General features: G+C 69.6%; 13 protein-coding genes. 2 read left to right on the forward strand and 11 right to left on the reverse strand.

Features of this window, described 5'->3' with window-relative positions:
* Window positions 1–9: 9 nt before the first annotated feature.
* From ACFY1L_RS03745 to ACFY1L_RS03795, 11 genes are all read right to left on the reverse strand, one after another.
* A complete protein-coding gene (locus ACFY1L_RS03745) occupies window positions 10–2,514 on the reverse strand; it encodes a PQQ-dependent sugar dehydrogenase (RefSeq protein WP_388817597.1) in 2,505 nt (834 codons plus the stop codon).
* Window positions 2,515–2,599: 85 nt separating this feature from the next.
* The gene (locus ACFY1L_RS03750; RefSeq protein ID WP_388817600.1) at window positions 2,600–3,598 is read right to left on the reverse strand and encodes a sugar phosphate isomerase/epimerase family protein; all 999 of its coding nucleotides are present in this window, start codon (window positions 3,596–3,598) and stop codon (window positions 2,600–2,602) included.
* A gap of 27 nt (window positions 3,599–3,625) precedes the next feature.
* Window positions 3,626–4,834 (reverse strand): Gfo/Idh/MocA family protein, encoded by a 1,209-nt coding sequence (locus ACFY1L_RS03755; RefSeq protein ID WP_388817603.1) that lies wholly within the window; start codon window positions 4,832–4,834, stop codon window positions 3,626–3,628.
* A gap of 59 nt (window positions 4,835–4,893) precedes the next feature.
* Complete coding sequence (locus ACFY1L_RS03760; RefSeq protein ID WP_388817605.1) at window positions 4,894–5,955, reverse strand: substrate-binding domain-containing protein; 1,062 nt, start codon at window positions 5,953–5,955, stop codon at window positions 4,894–4,896.
* A gap of 15 nt (window positions 5,956–5,970) precedes the next feature.
* The gene (locus ACFY1L_RS03765) at window positions 5,971–6,987 is read right to left on the reverse strand and encodes an ABC transporter permease (protein WP_388817608.1); all 1,017 of its coding nucleotides are present in this window, start codon (window positions 6,985–6,987) and stop codon (window positions 5,971–5,973) included.
* On the reverse strand, window positions 6,984–8,501 hold the full coding sequence (locus ACFY1L_RS03770) for a sugar ABC transporter ATP-binding protein (RefSeq protein ID WP_388817610.1): 1,518 nt from the start codon (window positions 8,499–8,501) through the stop codon (window positions 6,984–6,986). Before ACFY1L_RS03770 ends, ACFY1L_RS03765 begins: the two co-directional genes overlap by 4 nt.
* Before the next feature lie 110 nt (window positions 8,502–8,611).
* Complete coding sequence (locus ACFY1L_RS03775; RefSeq protein WP_388817613.1) at window positions 8,612–9,793, reverse strand: ROK family protein; 1,182 nt, start codon at window positions 9,791–9,793, stop codon at window positions 8,612–8,614.
* 228 nt (window positions 9,794–10,021) lie between these two features.
* Entirely contained in the window at window positions 10,022–10,699 is a 678-nt protein-coding gene (locus ACFY1L_RS03780) for a GntR family transcriptional regulator (RefSeq protein ID WP_388817616.1), read from the reverse strand.
* 139 nt (window positions 10,700–10,838) lie between these two features.
* On the reverse strand, window positions 10,839–11,786 hold the full coding sequence (locus tag ACFY1L_RS03785; RefSeq protein ID WP_388817619.1) for a beta-ketoacyl-ACP synthase III: 948 nt from the start codon (window positions 11,784–11,786) through the stop codon (window positions 10,839–10,841).
* A gap of 190 nt (window positions 11,787–11,976) precedes the next feature.
* Entirely contained in the window at window positions 11,977–12,111 is a 135-nt protein-coding gene (locus tag ACFY1L_RS03790) for a hypothetical protein (protein WP_388817622.1), read from the reverse strand.
* A complete protein-coding gene (locus ACFY1L_RS03795; RefSeq protein WP_388817625.1) occupies window positions 12,080–13,414 on the reverse strand; it encodes an OFA family MFS transporter in 1,335 nt (444 codons plus the stop codon). Before ACFY1L_RS03795 ends, ACFY1L_RS03790 begins: the two co-directional genes overlap by 32 nt.
* Window positions 13,415–13,638: 224 nt before the next feature.
* On the opposite strand from ACFY1L_RS03795, the gene ACFY1L_RS03800 reads away from it, so the two are divergent.
* Complete coding sequence (locus tag ACFY1L_RS03800) at window positions 13,639–14,610, forward strand: 2-dehydropantoate 2-reductase (protein WP_388817628.1); 972 nt, start codon at window positions 13,639–13,641, stop codon at window positions 14,608–14,610.
* A gap of 19 nt (window positions 14,611–14,629) precedes the next feature.
* Window positions 14,630–16,555 (forward strand): molybdopterin oxidoreductase family protein, encoded by a 1,926-nt coding sequence (locus ACFY1L_RS03805; RefSeq protein ID WP_388817631.1) that lies wholly within the window; start codon window positions 14,630–14,632, stop codon window positions 16,553–16,555.

The raw sequence follows: 16,555 nt of genomic DNA on the forward strand, positions 1-16,555 counted from the left end.
CACCTCCTCTCAGCCTGTTGTGAAGGTGAAGTCGTCCACGTCGAACAGCGCGCCCGAGCCGCCCTTGAAGACCAGGTAGAGCGTGGTCGTGCCCCTCGGTGCGCGGGACAGGTCGGCGCTGACGTCCTGGAAGGTCTCCCAGCCGCCGGTCACCGGGACCGTCGCCTTGCCGAGCAGCGTGCCGGTGGACGAGCCCGCGCGGACCTCGAGCGTGCCGCCCGCGCCGCCGGAGGAGACACGTGCCGTGATCTTCTTGGCGTTGCTCAACACGTACGGCGTGAACGAGATCCAGTCACCGTTGTCGATGTCGCCGACCGTCTTGCCGCCGTGCGCCGCGGCCTTGGTGATGACCGAGACACCGGAGGCGTTGCCGAAGTGCTCGGCCTGGCGGTGCCGCGGCTGCAGGACGTTCTGGTCGTGCGAGGTGAGCGGGGCCTGGCCGCCGCCGCCGTTGTCGGTGTACTCGGCGTTGAGCACCCCGAAGATGTTGGCGTCCTCGTCGTGGCCGCCGTCGGCGGACGTCTGGAGGGTGCCGGTGCAGCCGGTGGCCGAGGTGATCGGGTGGCCGTGGGTGTCATGGCCGAGGACGAAGGTGACCTTGACCTTGGAGCAGTCGATCGCCGTGCCGTCCTCCGGGTCGGTGACCTTCACCTTGAACGGGATGGCGTCGCCGAAGCTGAACAGCTGCCCGTCACGCGGGAGTTCAACCGTCACCTTGGGCGCCGTGTTGCCGACGACGATCTGCACGCTCGCGCTGCCGGTGCGACCGCTCGGGTCCTTGGCGGTCAGCGTGGCGGTGTAGGTGCCGTTCTTCTTGTACTTGTACGCAGGGTTCGCCGCCGTCGACTTGCCGCCGTCGCCGAAGTCCCAGCTGTACGTCACCGCGTCACCGTCCTGGTCGGACGTGCCCTCGGAGGAGAACTGCACCCTGAGCGGCGCCTGACCCGACGTCCTGCTCGCCGCCGCCTGCGCCACCGGGGAGTGGCCGTCGGTCGCATTCTCGATGCGGTACAGGCCCGAGTTGTCGTCGCCGCCGAACCACGCGGTGCCGTAGTCGAGGACGTACAGCGCTCCGTCGGGGCCGAAGGCCATGTCCATCACCTGGGTGCCGGTCCACGGGACGGCGTTGATCGACTGCACGGTTCCGCCGGCGTCGCTCACGATCCGCTTGATCCAACGGCGGCCGAACTCCCCGGCGAAGAAGTTCCCGTCGTACGCCTCGGGGAACTTCACGGGCGAGTCGAGCGAGGCGTCGTAGTGGTAGACCGGGCCGCCCATCGGGGACTCGGAGCCGTCGCCGAACTCCGGTACGGACGGGCCGTTGTACGGGATCCAGGCGGGCTGGGCCGGGGGCAGGTCCGTGAGTCCGGTGTTGTGCGGGGAGTTGTTCTTCGGTGCGCTGCAGTCGAAGGACGCACCGGACGTCTTCGTCGCGAAGTCGTAGTCCACGTAGGCGTCGTTGGCGCCGGTGCAGTACGGCCAGCCGAAGTTGCCGGGGCCGGTCACCCGGGCGAACTCGACCTGGCCGGCGGGGCCGCGGGCCGGGTCGGCGGCGCCCGCGTCGGGGCCGTAGTCGCCGACGTAGAGGATGCCGGTCTTCTTGTCGACGCTGAAGCGGAACGGGTTGCGGAAGCCCATCGCGTAGATCTCGGGCCGCGTCTTGTCCGTGCCGGGCGCGAAGAGGTTGCCGTCGGGGACCGTGTACGAGCCGTCGGCGTTCACCTTGATGCGCAGGATCTTGCCGCGCAGGTCGTTGGTGTTGCCCGCCGAACGCTGGGCGTCGAAGGCCGGGTTGCGGTCGGCGCGCTCGTCGAGCGGGCTGTAACCGTCGGACTGGAACGGGTTGGTGTCGTCGCCCGTCGACAGATACAGGTTGCCCGCCGCGTCGAAGTCGATGTCGCCGCCGACGTGGCAGCACAGGCCGCGGGAGGCCGGAATGTCGATGACCTTCTTCTCGCTCGCGGTGTCGAGGGTGCCGTCCGCGTTCAGGACGAAGCGGGAGAGGCGGTTGACGCCGTCGAAGGGGGCGAAGTCGGCGGCGGTGCCGGTCTCAGGGGCGTCTCCTGCCGGGGTGTTCAACGGGGGCGCGTAGTAGAGGTAGATGGCGCGGTTGGTCGCGAAGTCCGGGTCCACGCCGACGCCTTGGAGGCCTTCCTCGTCGTGGGAGTAGACGTTGAGCTTGCCGATCAACCGCGTGTTGCCTGCGGCGTCCGTGAGCCGGAGTTCGCCGTCGCGTGAGGTGTGCAGGACCGAGCGGTCCGGGAGGACGGCGAGCGACATGGGCTCGCCGACCTCCGCCTCGCCCTTGGCGAGGGTGACCTGCTGGAAGTCCTCCGCAGCGGCTGCCGCGGGGGCGGCTCCCGGGTCGGCGACGGCTGCGCCGGCCTGGGGAGTGGTGAGAGTGAGCGATGCGCCTGCGAGGAGCCCGGCGCCGAGCACGGCGACGGCTCTGCGGAAGCGTCGTCTGTGGGTCTCGATTCTGTCGGTGCTGGTGGTGCGGTCGTTCCCGTGCACGAATGCCTCCAGAGTGGGGCTGGTTGTACGGGCGGGTGCAGAACGCCGGGATGCGCCGTCATCCCGGAGATGCGAGATGGGTCGGTCAGTTGCCGAACGCCGCGTCGAATGAGGCCGACGGCGGCTCGAAGTCGTACGCCTTCAGACGGGTCAGCGCCTCGGGCGCGCCCTGGAGCCGGTCCATGCCGGCGTCCTCCCACTCGACCGAGATCGGGCCCCGGTAGTCGATGGAGCGCAGCATCCGGAAGACGTCCTCCCAGGGCACGTCACCGTGGCCGGCGGACACGAAGTCCCAGCCGCGGCGCGGGTCGCCCCAGGGCAGGTGGGAGCCGAGGCGGCCGTTGCGGCCGTCGAGGCGTTTGCGGGCCTCCTTGCAGTCGACGTGGTAGATCCGGTCGCGGAAGTCCCACAGGAAGCCGACCGGGTCGAGGTCCTGCCACACGAAGTGCGAGGGGTCGAAGTTCAGGCCGAAGGCCGGGCGTCCGCCAACGGCCTCCAGGGCGCGCTGAGTTGTCCAGTAGTCGTAGGCGATCTCGCTCGGGTGGACCTCGTGTGCGAAGCGGACCCCCTCCTCGTCGAAGACGTCGAGAATCGGGTTCCAGCGCTCGGCGAAGTCCTCGTAGCCGCGCTCGATCATCGACTCCGGCGCGGGCGGGAACATCGCGACCAGGTGCCAGATGGCGGAGCCGGTGAAGCCGATGACGGTGTCGACGCCGAAGGCGGCCGCGGCACGCGCGGTGTCCTTGATGCGGTCCGCGGCCCGCCGCCGTACCCCTTCCGGGTCGCCGTCGCCCCACACCTCACCCGGCAGGATGGCCTGATGGCGTTCGTCGATGATGGCGTCGCAGACGGCCTGGCCGACCAGGTGGTTGGAGACGGCCCAGCACTTCAGGCCGTACTTCTCCAGCAGCTGGTGCCGGGACTTGATGTAGCCGGGGTCCGCCAGTGCCTTGTCGACCTCGAAATGGTCACCCCAGCAGGCGAGTTCCAGGCCGTCGTAGCCGAAGTCGCGGGCGAGGCGACAGACTTCCTCGAGCGGTAGATCGGCCCACTGGCCGGTGAACAGCGTGAACTGACGCGGCATTTCTCCGAACCCTCCTCGGACGGCGATTCAGACGGCGACGGTCGTGTAGACGGAGTTCTTCTCGGCGCTCTCCTCCACCGCCGCCAGCACCCGCTGCACCTGCAGCCCGTCGGCGAAGGAGGGTTCGGGTTGCCGCCCCTCGGCGATCGCGTGGACGAGGTCGCGGGCCTGGTGGACGAAGGTGTGCTCGTAGCCGAGGCCGTGGCCCGGCGGCCACCAGGCGTCCAGGTAGGGGTGGTCGGGTTCGGTGACGAGGATGCGGCGGAAGCCGGCCTGCGCGGCTGGCTCCGTACCGTCGTGGTACGACAGCTCGTTGAGACGCTCCAGGTCGAAGGCCAACGACCCCTTCTCGCCGTTGAGTTCGATGCGCAGGGCGTTCTTGCGACCGGTGGCGTACCGGGTGGCCTCGAAGGAGGCGAGGGCGCCGGAGGTGAAGCGCCCGGTGAACAGGGCGGCGTCGTCGACGGTGACCTGTCCGGTCCCGGCGGAGGCGACCGAGGACAGGCCGCTGCTGGCCCCGACGGGCAACGGCCGCTCCCGTACGAAGGTTTCCTTCAGGGCGGAGACGCCCGCCAGCTGCTCCCCTGCCAGGTACTGCGCGAGGTCGACGATGTGTGCGCCCAGGTCGCCGAGGGCGCCGGAACCGGCCAGTTCCTTGCGCAGCCGCCAGGTGAGCGGGAACTCCGGGTCCACGAGCCAGTCCTGAAGGTACGTCACCCGGACGTGCCGCAGCTTCCCGAGCCTGCCCTCGGCGACCATGCTCCGGGCGAACGCGGTGGCGGGCACCCGGCGGTAGTTGAAGCCGACCATCGCCAACTGGCCGCGCCCGGAGGCCTCTTCGGCCGCCGCGACCATCGCCGAGGCCTCCTCCACCGTGTTGGCGAGGGGCTTCTCGCACAGCACGTGCTTGCCTGCGGCGAGGGCGGCGAGGGCAATCTCGGCGTGGCTGTCGCCGGGGGTGCAGATGTCGACGAGGTCGATGTCGTCCCGTTCGACCAGGGCCCGCCAGTCGGTTTCGGCCGACGCCCAGCCGTGCCGGTCCGCGGCCGCTCGCACGGCGGCCGCGTCGCGTCCGCAGATCGCGGTCAGGACCGGGCGGCGGGGCAGGTCGAAGACGCGGCCCACGGTGCGCCAGCCCTGGGAGTGGGCGGCGCCCATGAAGGCGTAGCCGACCATGCCGACGCGCAGGGGCGGCTTCGCGGCCTCCGATCCGTCCGACTGCTGGGGCTGTCCCATACGGATGTCCTCCTCGTCCTCGTCGTGATTGCGCCGTGGGGGGTGCGGGGCGGGATGCGTCAGCGGAAGCCGGTGGGCATGTACTGGTCGACGTTGTCCTTGTCGACGACGGCCGAGTAGAGCGTCAGCGAGGCCGGGATCTCGAACTCGGCGAGACCGCTGACGCCCTTGCCCTGGCCGAGCGCCCGGGCGAGGTCGATCGCGGACGCGGCCATCGTCGGCGGGTACAGGACGGTCGCCTTCAGTACGCCGTTGTCCTGCTTGATGGCCTGGAAGGCGGACAGCGCACCCGCGCCGCCGACCATCAGGAAGTCCTCGCGCCCGGCCTGCTCGATGGCGCGCAGCGCGCCCACGCCCTGGTCGTCGTCGTGGTTCCACAGGGCGTCGAACTTGGGCTGGGCCTGCAGGAGTTGGGCCATCTTGGCCTGCCCGGACTCCACCGTGAACTCGGCGGCCTGACGGGCCACCTTCTTGATGTTCGGGTAGTTCTTCAGGGCGTCGTCGAAGCCCTGGGTGCGCTGCTTGGTCAGCTCCAGGTTGTCCAGGCCGGCCAGTTCGATGACCTTGGCGCCCTTCTTGTCCTTGAGCTTCTCGCCGATGTACGTACCGGCGTTGAGACCCATGCCGTAGTTGTCGCCGCCGATCCAACAGCGGTACGCCTGCGGGGAGTTGAAGATCCGGTCGAGGTTGACGACGGGGATGCCCGCGCGCATCGCCTTGAGCCCGACCTGGGTGAGGGCCTTGCCGTCGGCCGGCAGTACGACCAGCACGTCGACCTTCTTGTTGATCAGGGTCTCGATCTGGCCGATCTGCGCGGCGGTGTCGTTCGAGCCCTCGGTGATCTCCAGACTGACGTCGGAGTACTTCTTGGCGCGGTTCTTGGCGTTGTCATTGATGGCGTTGAGCCAGCCGTGGTCGGCCTGCGGGCCGGCGAAGCCGATGGTGACGTGCTTGCCGGGCTTGTCGTCGGCGGCCGACTGGTCGTTCGCCGCGGGCTTCTCGTCCTTGGAATCGTTACTCGTGCAACCTGCGAGGAGGGCGCCGGTGGATACGGCGGCGGCTCCGAAGAGCAGCCCTCTGCGACTGGTGGAATGTGATACAGCACTGGTGGAATGTGACATATTGCTGAACCCTCCTCAGGTCGTGCTCGCGGTACGGCGCTGGACCAGCACGGCGGCGACGATGATCGCGCCCTTGGCGATCTGCTGGACGTCGCTCTGCAGGTTGTTCAGGGCGAAGATGTTGGTGATCGTGGTGAAGATCAGGACACCGAGCACGGACCCGGTGATCGTGCCGCGTCCCCCGCTGAGCAGTGTGCCGCCGATGATCGCGGCGGCGATCGCGTCCAGCTCGTACAGGTTTCCGTTGGTGTTCTGGCCGGAGCCGGACAGGATGATCAGCAGGAAGGCGGCGATTCCGCAGCACAGTCCGGACAGCAGGTAGAGGTAGAGGCGTTGGCGGCGTACGTCGATGCCGGCGAGCCGGGCGGCCTCCGCGTTGCCGCCGACGGCGACCGTGCGGCGGCCGAAGGTGGTGCGGTTGAGGATCAGCCACCCGAGGATGGTGACGACCGCGAAGACGATGACGAGCGGCGGTATGCCGAGCACATACGCGTCGCGTTCGCCGAGGTCGAGGATGCTGGAGACGGTGACGATCTGTGTCTTGCCGTCGGTGATCTGCAGGGCGAGGCCGCGCGCCGAGGCCAGCATGGCGAGCGTGGCGATGAACGGGACCATCCCGCCGTACGCGATGAGCAGTCCGTTGACCAGACCGCAGCCGACGCCGACGATCACCGCGGTGAAGAGGATGCCGGCGAAGCCGTACTCCTGCGTGGCCACCGTCGTCGCCCACACCGAGGAGAGGGCGACGATCGCGCCGACCGACAGGTCGATGCCGCCGGAGGTGATGACGAAGGTCATGCCGACGGTGACGACACCGATCACCGAGGCCTGGGTGAGGACGAGTTGGAGGTTGCGGGTGTCGAGGAACTCGTCGGGCTTGGTGATGCCGCCGATGAGGACCAGCGCGGCGAGCACGCCGAGCAGGGAGAGGGTGCGGACGTCGGCGCGGGCCAACAGGCCGCGCCAGGGCGGGAGTTGGACCGACGGCACCTTGTCGGTGTTGTCCCGGGGCGGGGAGGCGTGCTGCGTCATGACGCCGGGCTTCCTTCCATGACCAGGTCGAGTACGCGGTGTTCGTCGAGCTCGCGGGCGGGCGCCGTGTGGACGACGCGGCCCTCGCGGAGCACCAGGACGCGGTCGGCGAGGCCGAGCACCTCCGGGACCTCGCTGGAGACCAGCAGTACGGCCAGGCCCTCGTCGGCCAGGCGGCGGATGACCGCGTAGAGCTCGGCGCGAGCGCCGACGTCGACGCCTCGGGTGGGCTCGTCGAGCAGCAGGACGCGGCAGCCGCGCAGCAGCCAGCGGGCCAGGACGGCCTTCTGCTGGTTGCCGCCGGAGAGGGTGCGGACCGGCACGGACGGGTTGTCGGGGCGGAGCGACAGTTCGCGCGTCGCCGCCCGCGCCGCACCCTTCTCGGCGCCCCGGTCGATCCAACCGCCGCGCGAGAAGCGGGACATGGAGGAGACCGAGACATTGCGGGTGACCGACTCCAGCATCAGCAGGGCCTGCGCCTTGCGTTCCTCGGGGGCGAGTCCGAGCCCGGCGCGGACGGCGGCCCGTACGCTCCCCGGCCGCAACACCCGGCCGTCGACACGGACTTGGCCGGCGGTGGGCTTGCGCGCGCCGTAGATCGTCTCAAGGATCTCGGAGCGTCCCGAGCCGACCAGACCGGCGAGACCGACGATCTCGCCGGGCCGCACCTCCAGGTCGAACGGTGCGAACTCCCCATCGCGGGCGAGCCCTCGGACCTCCAGCACGGGCGCGCCGTCCGCGCCCGAGGCCGGCCGCTCCGGAAAGACGTACTCGACATTGCGACCCGTCATCAGCGCGACCACCTCACGGGTCGGGGTCGACTTCGCGGGCAGTCCCCCTGCCACCGCGCGGCCGTCCTTCAGCACGGTCACCCGGTCGCCGATGCGGCGGATCTCCTCCAGGCGGTGGGAGATGTAGACGACGGCGACACCCTCGGCGGTCAGGTCGCCGACGATGCGGAAGAGGTTGTCGACCTCGTCCGGGTCGAGGGCGGCGGACGGCTCGTCCATCACGATGAGCCGTACGTCGTGGGAGAGCGCCCGGGCCATCGACACGATCTGCTGCTGGGCCGCCGACAACTCCCCGACGAGCCGCGCCGGGTCGATCTCCTGATGCCCAAGCCGCTTGAGGAGCTGCCGCGTTGACGCCCGAGCGGTCTTTCGCCGTACGACGAAACCGGCGGCCGTGGGTTCATGACCGAGGTGGACGTTCTCGGCCACCGACAGGTGTTCCACCAGGTCGAGTTCCTGGTAGATGGTGGCGATACCGAGGCGCATGGCCGCGATCGGCGAGCGGAGGGTGACCTCCTCGCCGCGCCAGCGGATGGTGCCGGTGTCGGGCTGGTGGGCGCCGGCCAGCACCTTGATGAGGGTGGATTTGCCGGCACCGTTCTGGCCGAGCAGACAGTGCACTTCACCGGCCTGGACGTCGAGGTCGACGCCGTCGAGGGCCCGGACTCCGGGGAACGACTTGGTGATGCCGGACATGCTGAGCAGGGGTGGTTCTGGTGCCATGAGGTCCCCTTGGCGGGCGTGCGGGCCGGTTTCAGGGCGTTTTCGGGCAGGCGTGTTCAGGGCAGGGCGAAGCAGGACGCCGTACTGGTGATGTTCAGGAGCGGGTTGGACTACGCAGGCGAGAACAGGTGGTCGCTGATGAGGCGGGCCGCGCCGATGACTCCGGAGGTGGGGCCCAACTCCCCCAGCACGATGGGCAGGTTGCCCGTCGCGAGGGGCAGCGACTGGCGGTAGACCTGGGTGCGGATCGCGGCGAGCAGGGTGTGGCCGAGGCCGGTCACCCCGCCGCCGATCACCACCAGGCCGGGGTTGAAGAAGGAGACCAGGCCGGCGATGACCTGGCCGGTGCGGTTGCCGCCCTCGCGGATCAGGTCGAGGGCGGTGGCGTCACCGGCGGCGGCCGCGGCGGCGACGTCGACGGCGGTGAGCGTGCCGTTCTCCGCCAGCCGCGTGGCGAGTTCGTCGGAACGCCCCTGCTCGGCCGCCTCCACGGCGTCGCGGGCGAGGGCCGCCCCGCTGAAGTGGGCTTCCAGGCAGCCCCGGTTGCCGCAGGCGCACGGCCGTCCGTCGGGCACGGCCTGGATGTGCCCGATGTCGCCGGCACTGCCCGTCACGCCGCGGTGGACCTCACCGCCGGCGACGATGCCGCAGCCGATACCGGTGCCGATCTTGACGCAGAGGAAGTCGCCCACGGAGCGTGCGACGCCCGCGTGCATCTCCCCCATCGCCATCAGGTTCACGTCGTTGTCGACCATGACCGGGCAGCCGAGATCCTGGCTGAGCGCCTCCCGTACGGGGAAGCCGTCCCAGCCCGGCATGATCGGCGGAGCCACCGGCACGCCCTCGGGGAAGCGGACCGGTCCCGGGACGCCGAGGCCGGCGCCGTCGAAACCCTCCGCGAGCCCCGAGGCCCTCAACTTCGCTGCCATGGACAGGACTTGCTCGAAGACCGCGACGGGGCCCTCACGCACGTCCATGGGCTGGTTGAGGTGTCCGAGGATCTCCAGTTCGGCGTTGGTGACGGCGACGTCGACGGAGGTCGCGCCGATGTCCACGCCGAGGAAGCGCAGTTCCGGGTTGAGCCGGACGTTGTGCGAGCGGCGCCCGCCGCGCGAGGCGGCGAGGCCGTCGGCCACGACCAGGCCCGTGTCCAGCAGCCGGTCCACCTCCACGGCCAGCTTTGACCGCGACAGGTCGACCTGATCGCCCAGCTGCGCACGGGAGTTGGGCCCGCCGTCACGCAACAGCTTGAGCAGCTTGGCCTGATGAGCGTTCGCGGGTCGTGCCGTCATGCGTCTCACTGGCCCCTCCCCGCCTCAATCGGCCACCTTTGTTCGGGCTTTCGAGGGGAACGTAGCAGCGAGCACCGAACCTGGGAAGAAGCTGTGCACGAATTACCGCCGACTTTCTCCACTGACAGGACAAAGAAGGTCGCGCGTCGGCCCCACGCAGGGCAAGCCTCCCGCCGCACCGCCCGAACCGCGCGGGCCCGCACCGAACAGGCCCCCACCCAACTGCCCCTACGACTTGGCCCGATCGTGATACGACCGCCGAGTGTGCTCGGTGTGCTCCCGCATCAGCTGCGTCGCCCGCTGCTCGTCACGGTCGGAGATCGCGGCGATCAGCTCCCGGTGCTCGGTCCAGGACTGCTGTCCGCGCTGGCGGGCGATGGGTGTGTAGTACCAGCGCACGCGGCGGTCGACCTGGGCCGCGAGTTCGGCGAGGACCGCGTTGCCCGCCAGTTCCATGATCTTCGCGTGGAAGCGGGCGTTCATCGTGACCGCGCCGTCCACGTCGTCGGCGGCGACGGCCTTCTCGCCCTCGGCGCACAGCTCCTGCAGCACCGAGATGCCGGCACTGCCCGCGTTGGCGGCGGCGAGCCGGGCGGCCTCGGCCTCCAACAGCGTGCGTACGGTGAGGAGTTGGTCGGCCTCCTCCTCCGTCGGCTCGTGCACGAACGCGCCCTGCGCGGGCCGCAGATCGACCCACCCCTCGGTGTTCAGCCGCTGCAGCGCCTCGCGCACGGGCTGGCGCGACACACCGAGATGGCCTGCGAGTTCGCTCTCGACGAGGTGCTGGCCGGGCTGCAGGGCGCGCGTGGTGATGAGTTCGAGCAGCGCCTCGTAGACGCGGTCGCGCAGCGGGCCGGGCCGTTCGAGCTTGGGTACCGCGCCCTGCGGCAGTCCTGTCGACAACATCGGTCGGTCCCCCTCCTGAGCAGCGCGGAGCAACTGCAGACGGAAAGCCAGTATGAATTGTCTTTCGTCTACAGTCTACGGCGCACAAAGGCCAGGGGGTCGGGTGGTCTACTGCGTCACACCGGGCCGTACACGCAGGTCACGGGCAGCGGACGACCTGTCCGGCGTACGACAGGTTCCCGCCGAAGCCGAACAGCAGCACCGGGTCCCCGGCCGAGACGGCGCCCTGTTCGACGAGCTTGGAGAACGCGAGCGGGATGCTGGCCGCCGAGGTGTTCCCGGACTCGGCGACGTCCCGTGCGACGACGGCGTTGACGGCGCCGAGCTTCTCGGCGAGCGGCTCGATGATGCGCAGGTTGGCCTGGTGCAGGACGACTCCGGCGAGGTCCTCGGGCGCGAGCCCGGCGCGCTCGCAGGCCTTGCGTGCGATGGGCGGCAGCTGCGTGGTGGCCCAGCGGTAGACGCTCTGCCCCTCCTGCGCGAACCGCGCGGGCGTGCCCTCGATCCGTACCGCGTGCCCCATCTCGGGCACCGACCCCCACAGCACGGGCCCGATGCCGGACTCCTCTCCGGCAGCGCACGCCTCGACCACGGCGGCCCCCGCCCCGTCGCCGACGAGCACGCAGGTGGTGCGGTCGCTCCAGTCGGTCACGTCGGACATCTTGTCGGCGCCGATGACCAGGGCACGGGTGGAGGCGCCCGCACGGACCGCATGGTCGGCCGTCGCCAGCGCATGCGTGAACCCGGCGCACACGACGTTGACGTCCATCGCGGCGGGCGAGGGGATGCCGAGCCGGGCGGCGACCCGGGCGGCCATGTTGGGCGATCGGTTTATGGCGGTGGACGTGGCGACCAGCACGAGGTCGATGTCCTCGGGCGTGAGCCCGGCCGCGGCGAGCGCCTTGGCGGCGGCGTGCGCGGCCAGCTCGTCGACGGGCTCGTCGGGGCCCGCGATGTGGCGCGTGCGGATGCCCACCCGGCTGGTGATCCACTCGTCACTGGTGTCGACCAGGCCCGCCAGGTCCTCGTTGGTGAGTACCTTGGCGGGCTGGTAGTGGCCGACGGCGGCGATGCGCGAGCCGTTCATTGGGTGGTCCCCCTCGTTGCCTTGGGTAGCGGGATCCACCAGTCTGATCAGTGACTCACGGGTACGGCGGCAGCCAAGACGACAGGATTCGGGCGCCCTCGTTGTCAGCTTCTGTCAGACTCTCGGACGCCCGAGCACCTACCGAACAGTCACCCGGTGAACCGGACCGTCACCGGGTGAACCGGTTCCGTCACCCGGTGAACAGCTTCGTCGCCTTCTGTACGAGCTCGTACACCCCGTACGCGAGCGGCGCCCCCACCCACAGCCAGGCGAAGGCGATCAGTGGGCGACGGTCAGGCGGACTCTGGCTGTTGTCGTTCGACATCGACGGTCTCCTCCCTCGGGGCGGGAATGTGGTGGCGGGCATTGACGGGCCGGACCAGTTCGTTGGCGACGAAGCCGACGACGAGCAGGCCGATCATGATGATGAAGGAGAGTCCGTACAGGGACGCGCCGCTCTTGCCGGCGTCCTTCTGGTGGTCGGCGATCCAGTTCACGATCAGCGGTCCGAGGACGCCCGCCAGGGACCATGCGGTGAGCAACCGGCCGTGGATGGCACCGACTTGATACGTTCCAAAGAGGTCCTTCAGGTAGGCCGGGATGGTCGCGAACCCACCGCCGTAGAAGGACAGGATCACCATCGCGCACAGCACGAACAGCGGCTTCGACGAGTCGCCGAACAGCGCGATCAGGCCGTACATCACCGCGCCGAAGCCCAGATAGACGCGGTAGATGTTCTTGCGTCCGATCAGGTCGGAGGTGGACGACCAGCCGATCCGGCCCGCCATGTTGGCGGCGGAGAGCAGCGCCACGAAGCCCGCCGAGGCCGACACCGAGACCGGGGTGGAGGTGTCCTTGAAGAAGTCCTGGATCATCGGGGCGGCCTTCTCCAGGATGCCGATGCCAGCGGTCACGTTCATACAGAGCACGACCCACAGACACCAGAACTGCGGTGTGCGGATGGCACTGTTGGCGGAGACCTGCGGCCCCTGGAGAACGCTCGGCGCGCCCTCCACCGGCTTCTCGCCGCGCGGCACCCGCACCAGCAGCACGCCGAGCGACATGAAGACGGCGTACGACAGCCCGTGCACGAGGAACGCGAGCGCGATCCCGGAGCTGTCGCTGCCGAACGACTCCAGCATCTGCGTCGACCAGGGCGAGGCGATGAGCGCGCCGCCGCCGAAGCCCATGATGGCGATGCCCGTGGCCATTCCGGGGCGATCCGGGAACCACTTGATCAATGTGGAGACGGGCGAGATGTAGCCGATGCCCAGGCCGATGCCGCCGACGAAGCCGTAGCCGAGGACGATCAGCCAGTACTGCTCGGTGGACGCACCGAGCGCGGAGATCAGGAAGCCGGACGAGAAACAGACCAGGGCGACGGTCATCGCCCAGCGCGGCCCGTTGCGTTCGACCAGCGTGCCGCCGAACGCGGCGGACAGGCCGAGCATCACGATGGCGAGCTGGAACGGCAACGCGCTCTGTGTGCCGCTGAGGCCCAGCGAGGACTCCAGGGGCGGCTTGAACACGCTCCAGGCGTAGGCCTGGCCGATGGAGAGATGGACGGAGAGGGCGGCGGGGGGTACGAGCCAGCGGCTCCAACCGGCCGGCGCGACAGGGGGACTCATGATCCCGAACCGTAGGCAGCGGCAAGGGAGTTGAGAAGGCGGCGCGTCGACCGTATGCGATGAGCGGTATGCAGGGCGCGCCGAACGGTCGTACCGCCCGGTTTTCCGAACCGTGCGCGAAGTCTTGTCGCCCCCATCCCCATACTGTAGACAATATTCAGTCGACAGAGTTCGACAGTGCGCCATCTCCGCGGTATCCCTCGACCGAACGGAGCTCCCTCGTCATGAAAGTCGCAGTCCTGGGCGCCGGTGCGATCGGCGCCTATGTCGGAGCCGCGCTCCACCGCGCCGGTGCCGACGTCCATCTCGTGGCCCGTGGACCGCACTTGGCGGCCATGAGGCAGCACGGAGTACGGGTGCTGAGCCCGCGCGGCGACTTCACCGCGCGCGCCCACGCCACCGACGACCCGGCCGAGATCGGCCCGGTCGACTACGTCTTCCTGGGCCTGAAGGCCAACTCGTACGCGGCGTGCGGGCCGCTGATCGAGCCCCTTCTGCACGACACCACGGCGGTGATCGCCGCCCAGAACGGCATCCCCTGGTGGTACTTCCACCGGCACGGCGGCCCCCACGACGGCCACCGCGTCGAGAGCGTGGACCCGAACGGCGCGGTCAGTGCGGTGCTCGCGCCCCAGAGGGCCATCGGGTGTGTCGTCTACGCGGCCACCGAGCTCGAAGGACCGGGAGTCGTACGGCACTTGGAAGGCACCCGGTTCTCCGTCGGCGAGCCCGACCGCAGCGTCTCCAAGCGCTGCCTGAGCTTCAGCGAGGCCATGATCGCCGGTGGCCTGAAATGCCCGGTGGAGCCGCATCTTCGCAACGACATCTGGCTCAAGCTGCTCGGCAACATCTCGTTCAACCCGATCAGCGCGCTGGCCCGCGCCACCATGCGGCAGATGTGTCTGCACGGCGGCACCCGCAAGGTCATCGAGACGATGATGGCCGAGACACTCGCCGTCGCCGAGGCCCTCGGCTGCGAGGTCGGCGTCTCCATCGAACGCCGCCTGGCCGGCGCCGAACGCGTCGGCGACCACCGCACCTCCACGCTCCAGGACCTGGAGCGCGGCAAACCGCTCGAGCTCGACGTACTCCTCGCCGCCGTCGTCGAGTTGGCGGAGATCACCGGCGTCGAGGTGCCCACCCTGCGCACCGTGCACGCCATCTCGGACCTGCTCGCACTGAGGACTGCCGCATGAGCGACAAGAGGACTGCCGCATGAGCAAGAGGAACCGGACCCCGAAGACCTACACCCGGCTCACCCACCCGCTCGTCCGCGACTCCCGCAACGAGCCCTTTCGACCGGCGAGTTGGGAGGAGGCCCTGGACCGCGCGGCACGCGGTCTGCAGCGCAACCGCGACGCGTTCGGCATGTTCTCCTGCGCCCGCGCGACCAACGAGATGAACTACGTGGCGCAGAAGTTCGCCCGCGTCGTCATGGGCACCAACAACGTCGACTCCTGCAACCGCACGTGCCACGCCCCGAGCGTCGCCGGCCTCTCGGCCGCGTTCGGCTCGGGCGGCGGCACCTCGTCGTACGAGGAGATCGAGCACACGGACGTCATCGTGATGTGGGGCTCCAACGCCCGCTTCGCGCACCCGATCTTCTTCCAGCACGTCCTGAAGGGGATCAGGAACGGCGCCCGGATGTACGCCGTGGACCCGCGCCGTACGTCGACCGCCGAGTGGGCGGAGAGCTGGCTCGGCCTCAACGTCGGCACCGATATCCCGATGGCGCACGCGATCGGCCGCGAGATCATCCACGCGGGCCTGGCCAACGAGGCGTTCATCGAGCGGGCCACCTCCGGCTTCGAGGAGTACAAGAAGCTCGTCGAGCCCTGGACCCTCTCCCTGGCCGAGAAGGTGACGGGCGTACCGGCCCGCGCCATAAGGGAGTTGGCGCACGCGTACGCCCGCGCCGAGCGCGCCCAGCTGTGCTGGACCCTCGGCATCACCGAGCACCACAACGGCACCGACAACGTCCGTGCGCTGATCAACCTGTCGCTGCTGACCGGCCAAGTCGGCCGGTACGGCGCCGGGTTGCAGCCCCTGCGCGGCCAGAACAACGTGCAGGGCGGCGGCGACATGGGCGCGATCCCCAACCGCCTGCCCGGCTTCCAGGACATCCTCGACCCGGACTCGCGTCTGAAGTTCGAGTCGGCCTGGGACACCGTCATCCAGCCGCACTACGGGCTGAACCTCACCGAGATGTTCGAGGCGATGGAGGAGGGCACCCTGAAGGCCGTCTACTGCATCGGCGAGAACCCGGCGCAGTCGGAGGCCGACAGCGAGCAGGCCGTACGGCGTATGCAGCAGCTGGACTTCCTGGTCGTGCAGGACATCTTCCTCACGAAGACGGCCGAGCTCGCGGACGTGATCCTCCCGGCCACCGCCGGCTGGGCGGAGACCGACGGCACAACCACCAACAGCGAGCGGCGAGTTCAGCGGGTACGGCGTGCGGTCACCCCGCCCGGCGAGGCCCGCGAGGACATCGACATCATCTGCGACCTTGCGGCACGCCTCGGCCACGAGTGGAAGTACGCCGACTCCGAGGCCGTGTGGAACGAGCTCAGGTCCGTCTCGCCGGACCACTACGGGATGACGTACGAACGCCTGGAGGAGCACCAGGGCATCCAGTGGCCGTGCCCCAGCACGGAGGAGCTCGAACCGACGTATCTGCACGGCCGGTTGTGGGAGAAGGACCCCGTCAGGCGCGGGATGCCGGCGCCCTTCGGGATCGTCCAGCACGATCCGCCGGTCGATCTCACGGACGAGCAGTTCCCGATCCGGCTGACGACCGGGCGGCGGCTCGACTCGTACAACACCGGTGTGCAGAGCGGGAGTTTCGCCTCGCCGCTGCGGCGCGGCGAGTACATCGAGCTGTGCCCGGAGGACGCCGAGCGGTACGGGGTCGTGGTCGGCGAGGAGGTGCAGGTGTCCTCGCGGCGCGGCGCGGTGGTGGCGCCGGTGTGGGTCGATCCGGCCCTCAGGCCCGGGCTGGCCTTCATGACCATGCACTTTCCCGACGAGGTGGACACCAACCAGCTGACGATCGAGGCGAATTGCCCGATCGCGGGGACGGCGGAGTTCAAGGCGTCGGCGATCCGGATCGAGAAGCTACCCGTCGCGACCATCGTGAGGTGA

The sequence above is a fragment of the Streptomyces sp. NPDC001663 genome (genome assembly GCF_042893105.1).
Lineage (GTDB): Bacteria > Actinomycetota > Actinomycetes > Streptomycetales > Streptomycetaceae > Streptomyces.

What these genes read in the sequence shown, in the direction of transcription:
- ACFY1L_RS03750 (WP_388817600.1), bottom strand. Translation starts at nt 3,598, where the DNA reads ATGCCGCGTCAGTTCACGCTGTTCACCGGCCAGTGGGCCGATCTACCG.
- ACFY1L_RS03755 (WP_388817603.1), bottom strand. Translation starts at nt 4,834, where the DNA reads ATGGGACAGCCCCAGCAGTCGGACGGATCGGAGGCCGCGAAGCCGCCC.
- ACFY1L_RS03760 (WP_388817605.1), bottom strand. Translation starts at nt 5,955, where the DNA reads ATGTCACATTCCACCAGTGCTGTATCACATTCCACCAGTCGCAGAGGG.
- ACFY1L_RS03765 (WP_388817608.1), bottom strand. Translation starts at nt 6,987, where the DNA reads ATGACGCAGCACGCCTCCCCGCCCCGGGACAACACCGACAAGGTGCCG.
- ACFY1L_RS03770 (WP_388817610.1), bottom strand. Translation starts at nt 8,501, where the DNA reads ATGGCACCAGAACCACCCCTGCTCAGCATGTCCGGCATCACCAAGTCG.
- ACFY1L_RS03775 (WP_388817613.1), bottom strand. Translation starts at nt 9,793, where the DNA reads ATGACGGCACGACCCGCGAACGCTCATCAGGCCAAGCTGCTCAAGCTG.
- ACFY1L_RS03780 (WP_388817616.1), bottom strand. Translation starts at nt 10,699, where the DNA reads ATGTTGTCGACAGGACTGCCGCAGGGCGCGGTACCCAAGCTCGAACGG.
- ACFY1L_RS03785 (WP_388817619.1), bottom strand. Translation starts at nt 11,786, where the DNA reads ATGAACGGCTCGCGCATCGCCGCCGTCGGCCACTACCAGCCCGCCAAG.
- ACFY1L_RS03790 (WP_388817622.1), bottom strand. Translation starts at nt 12,111, where the DNA reads ATGTCGAACGACAACAGCCAGAGTCCGCCTGACCGTCGCCCACTGATC.
- ACFY1L_RS03795 (WP_388817625.1), bottom strand. Translation starts at nt 13,414, where the DNA reads ATGAGTCCCCCTGTCGCGCCGGCCGGTTGGAGCCGCTGGCTCGTACCC.
- ACFY1L_RS03800 (WP_388817628.1), top strand. Translation starts at nt 13,639, where the DNA reads ATGAAAGTCGCAGTCCTGGGCGCCGGTGCGATCGGCGCCTATGTCGGA.
- ACFY1L_RS03805 (WP_388817631.1), top strand. Translation starts at nt 14,630, where the DNA reads ATGAGCAAGAGGAACCGGACCCCGAAGACCTACACCCGGCTCACCCAC.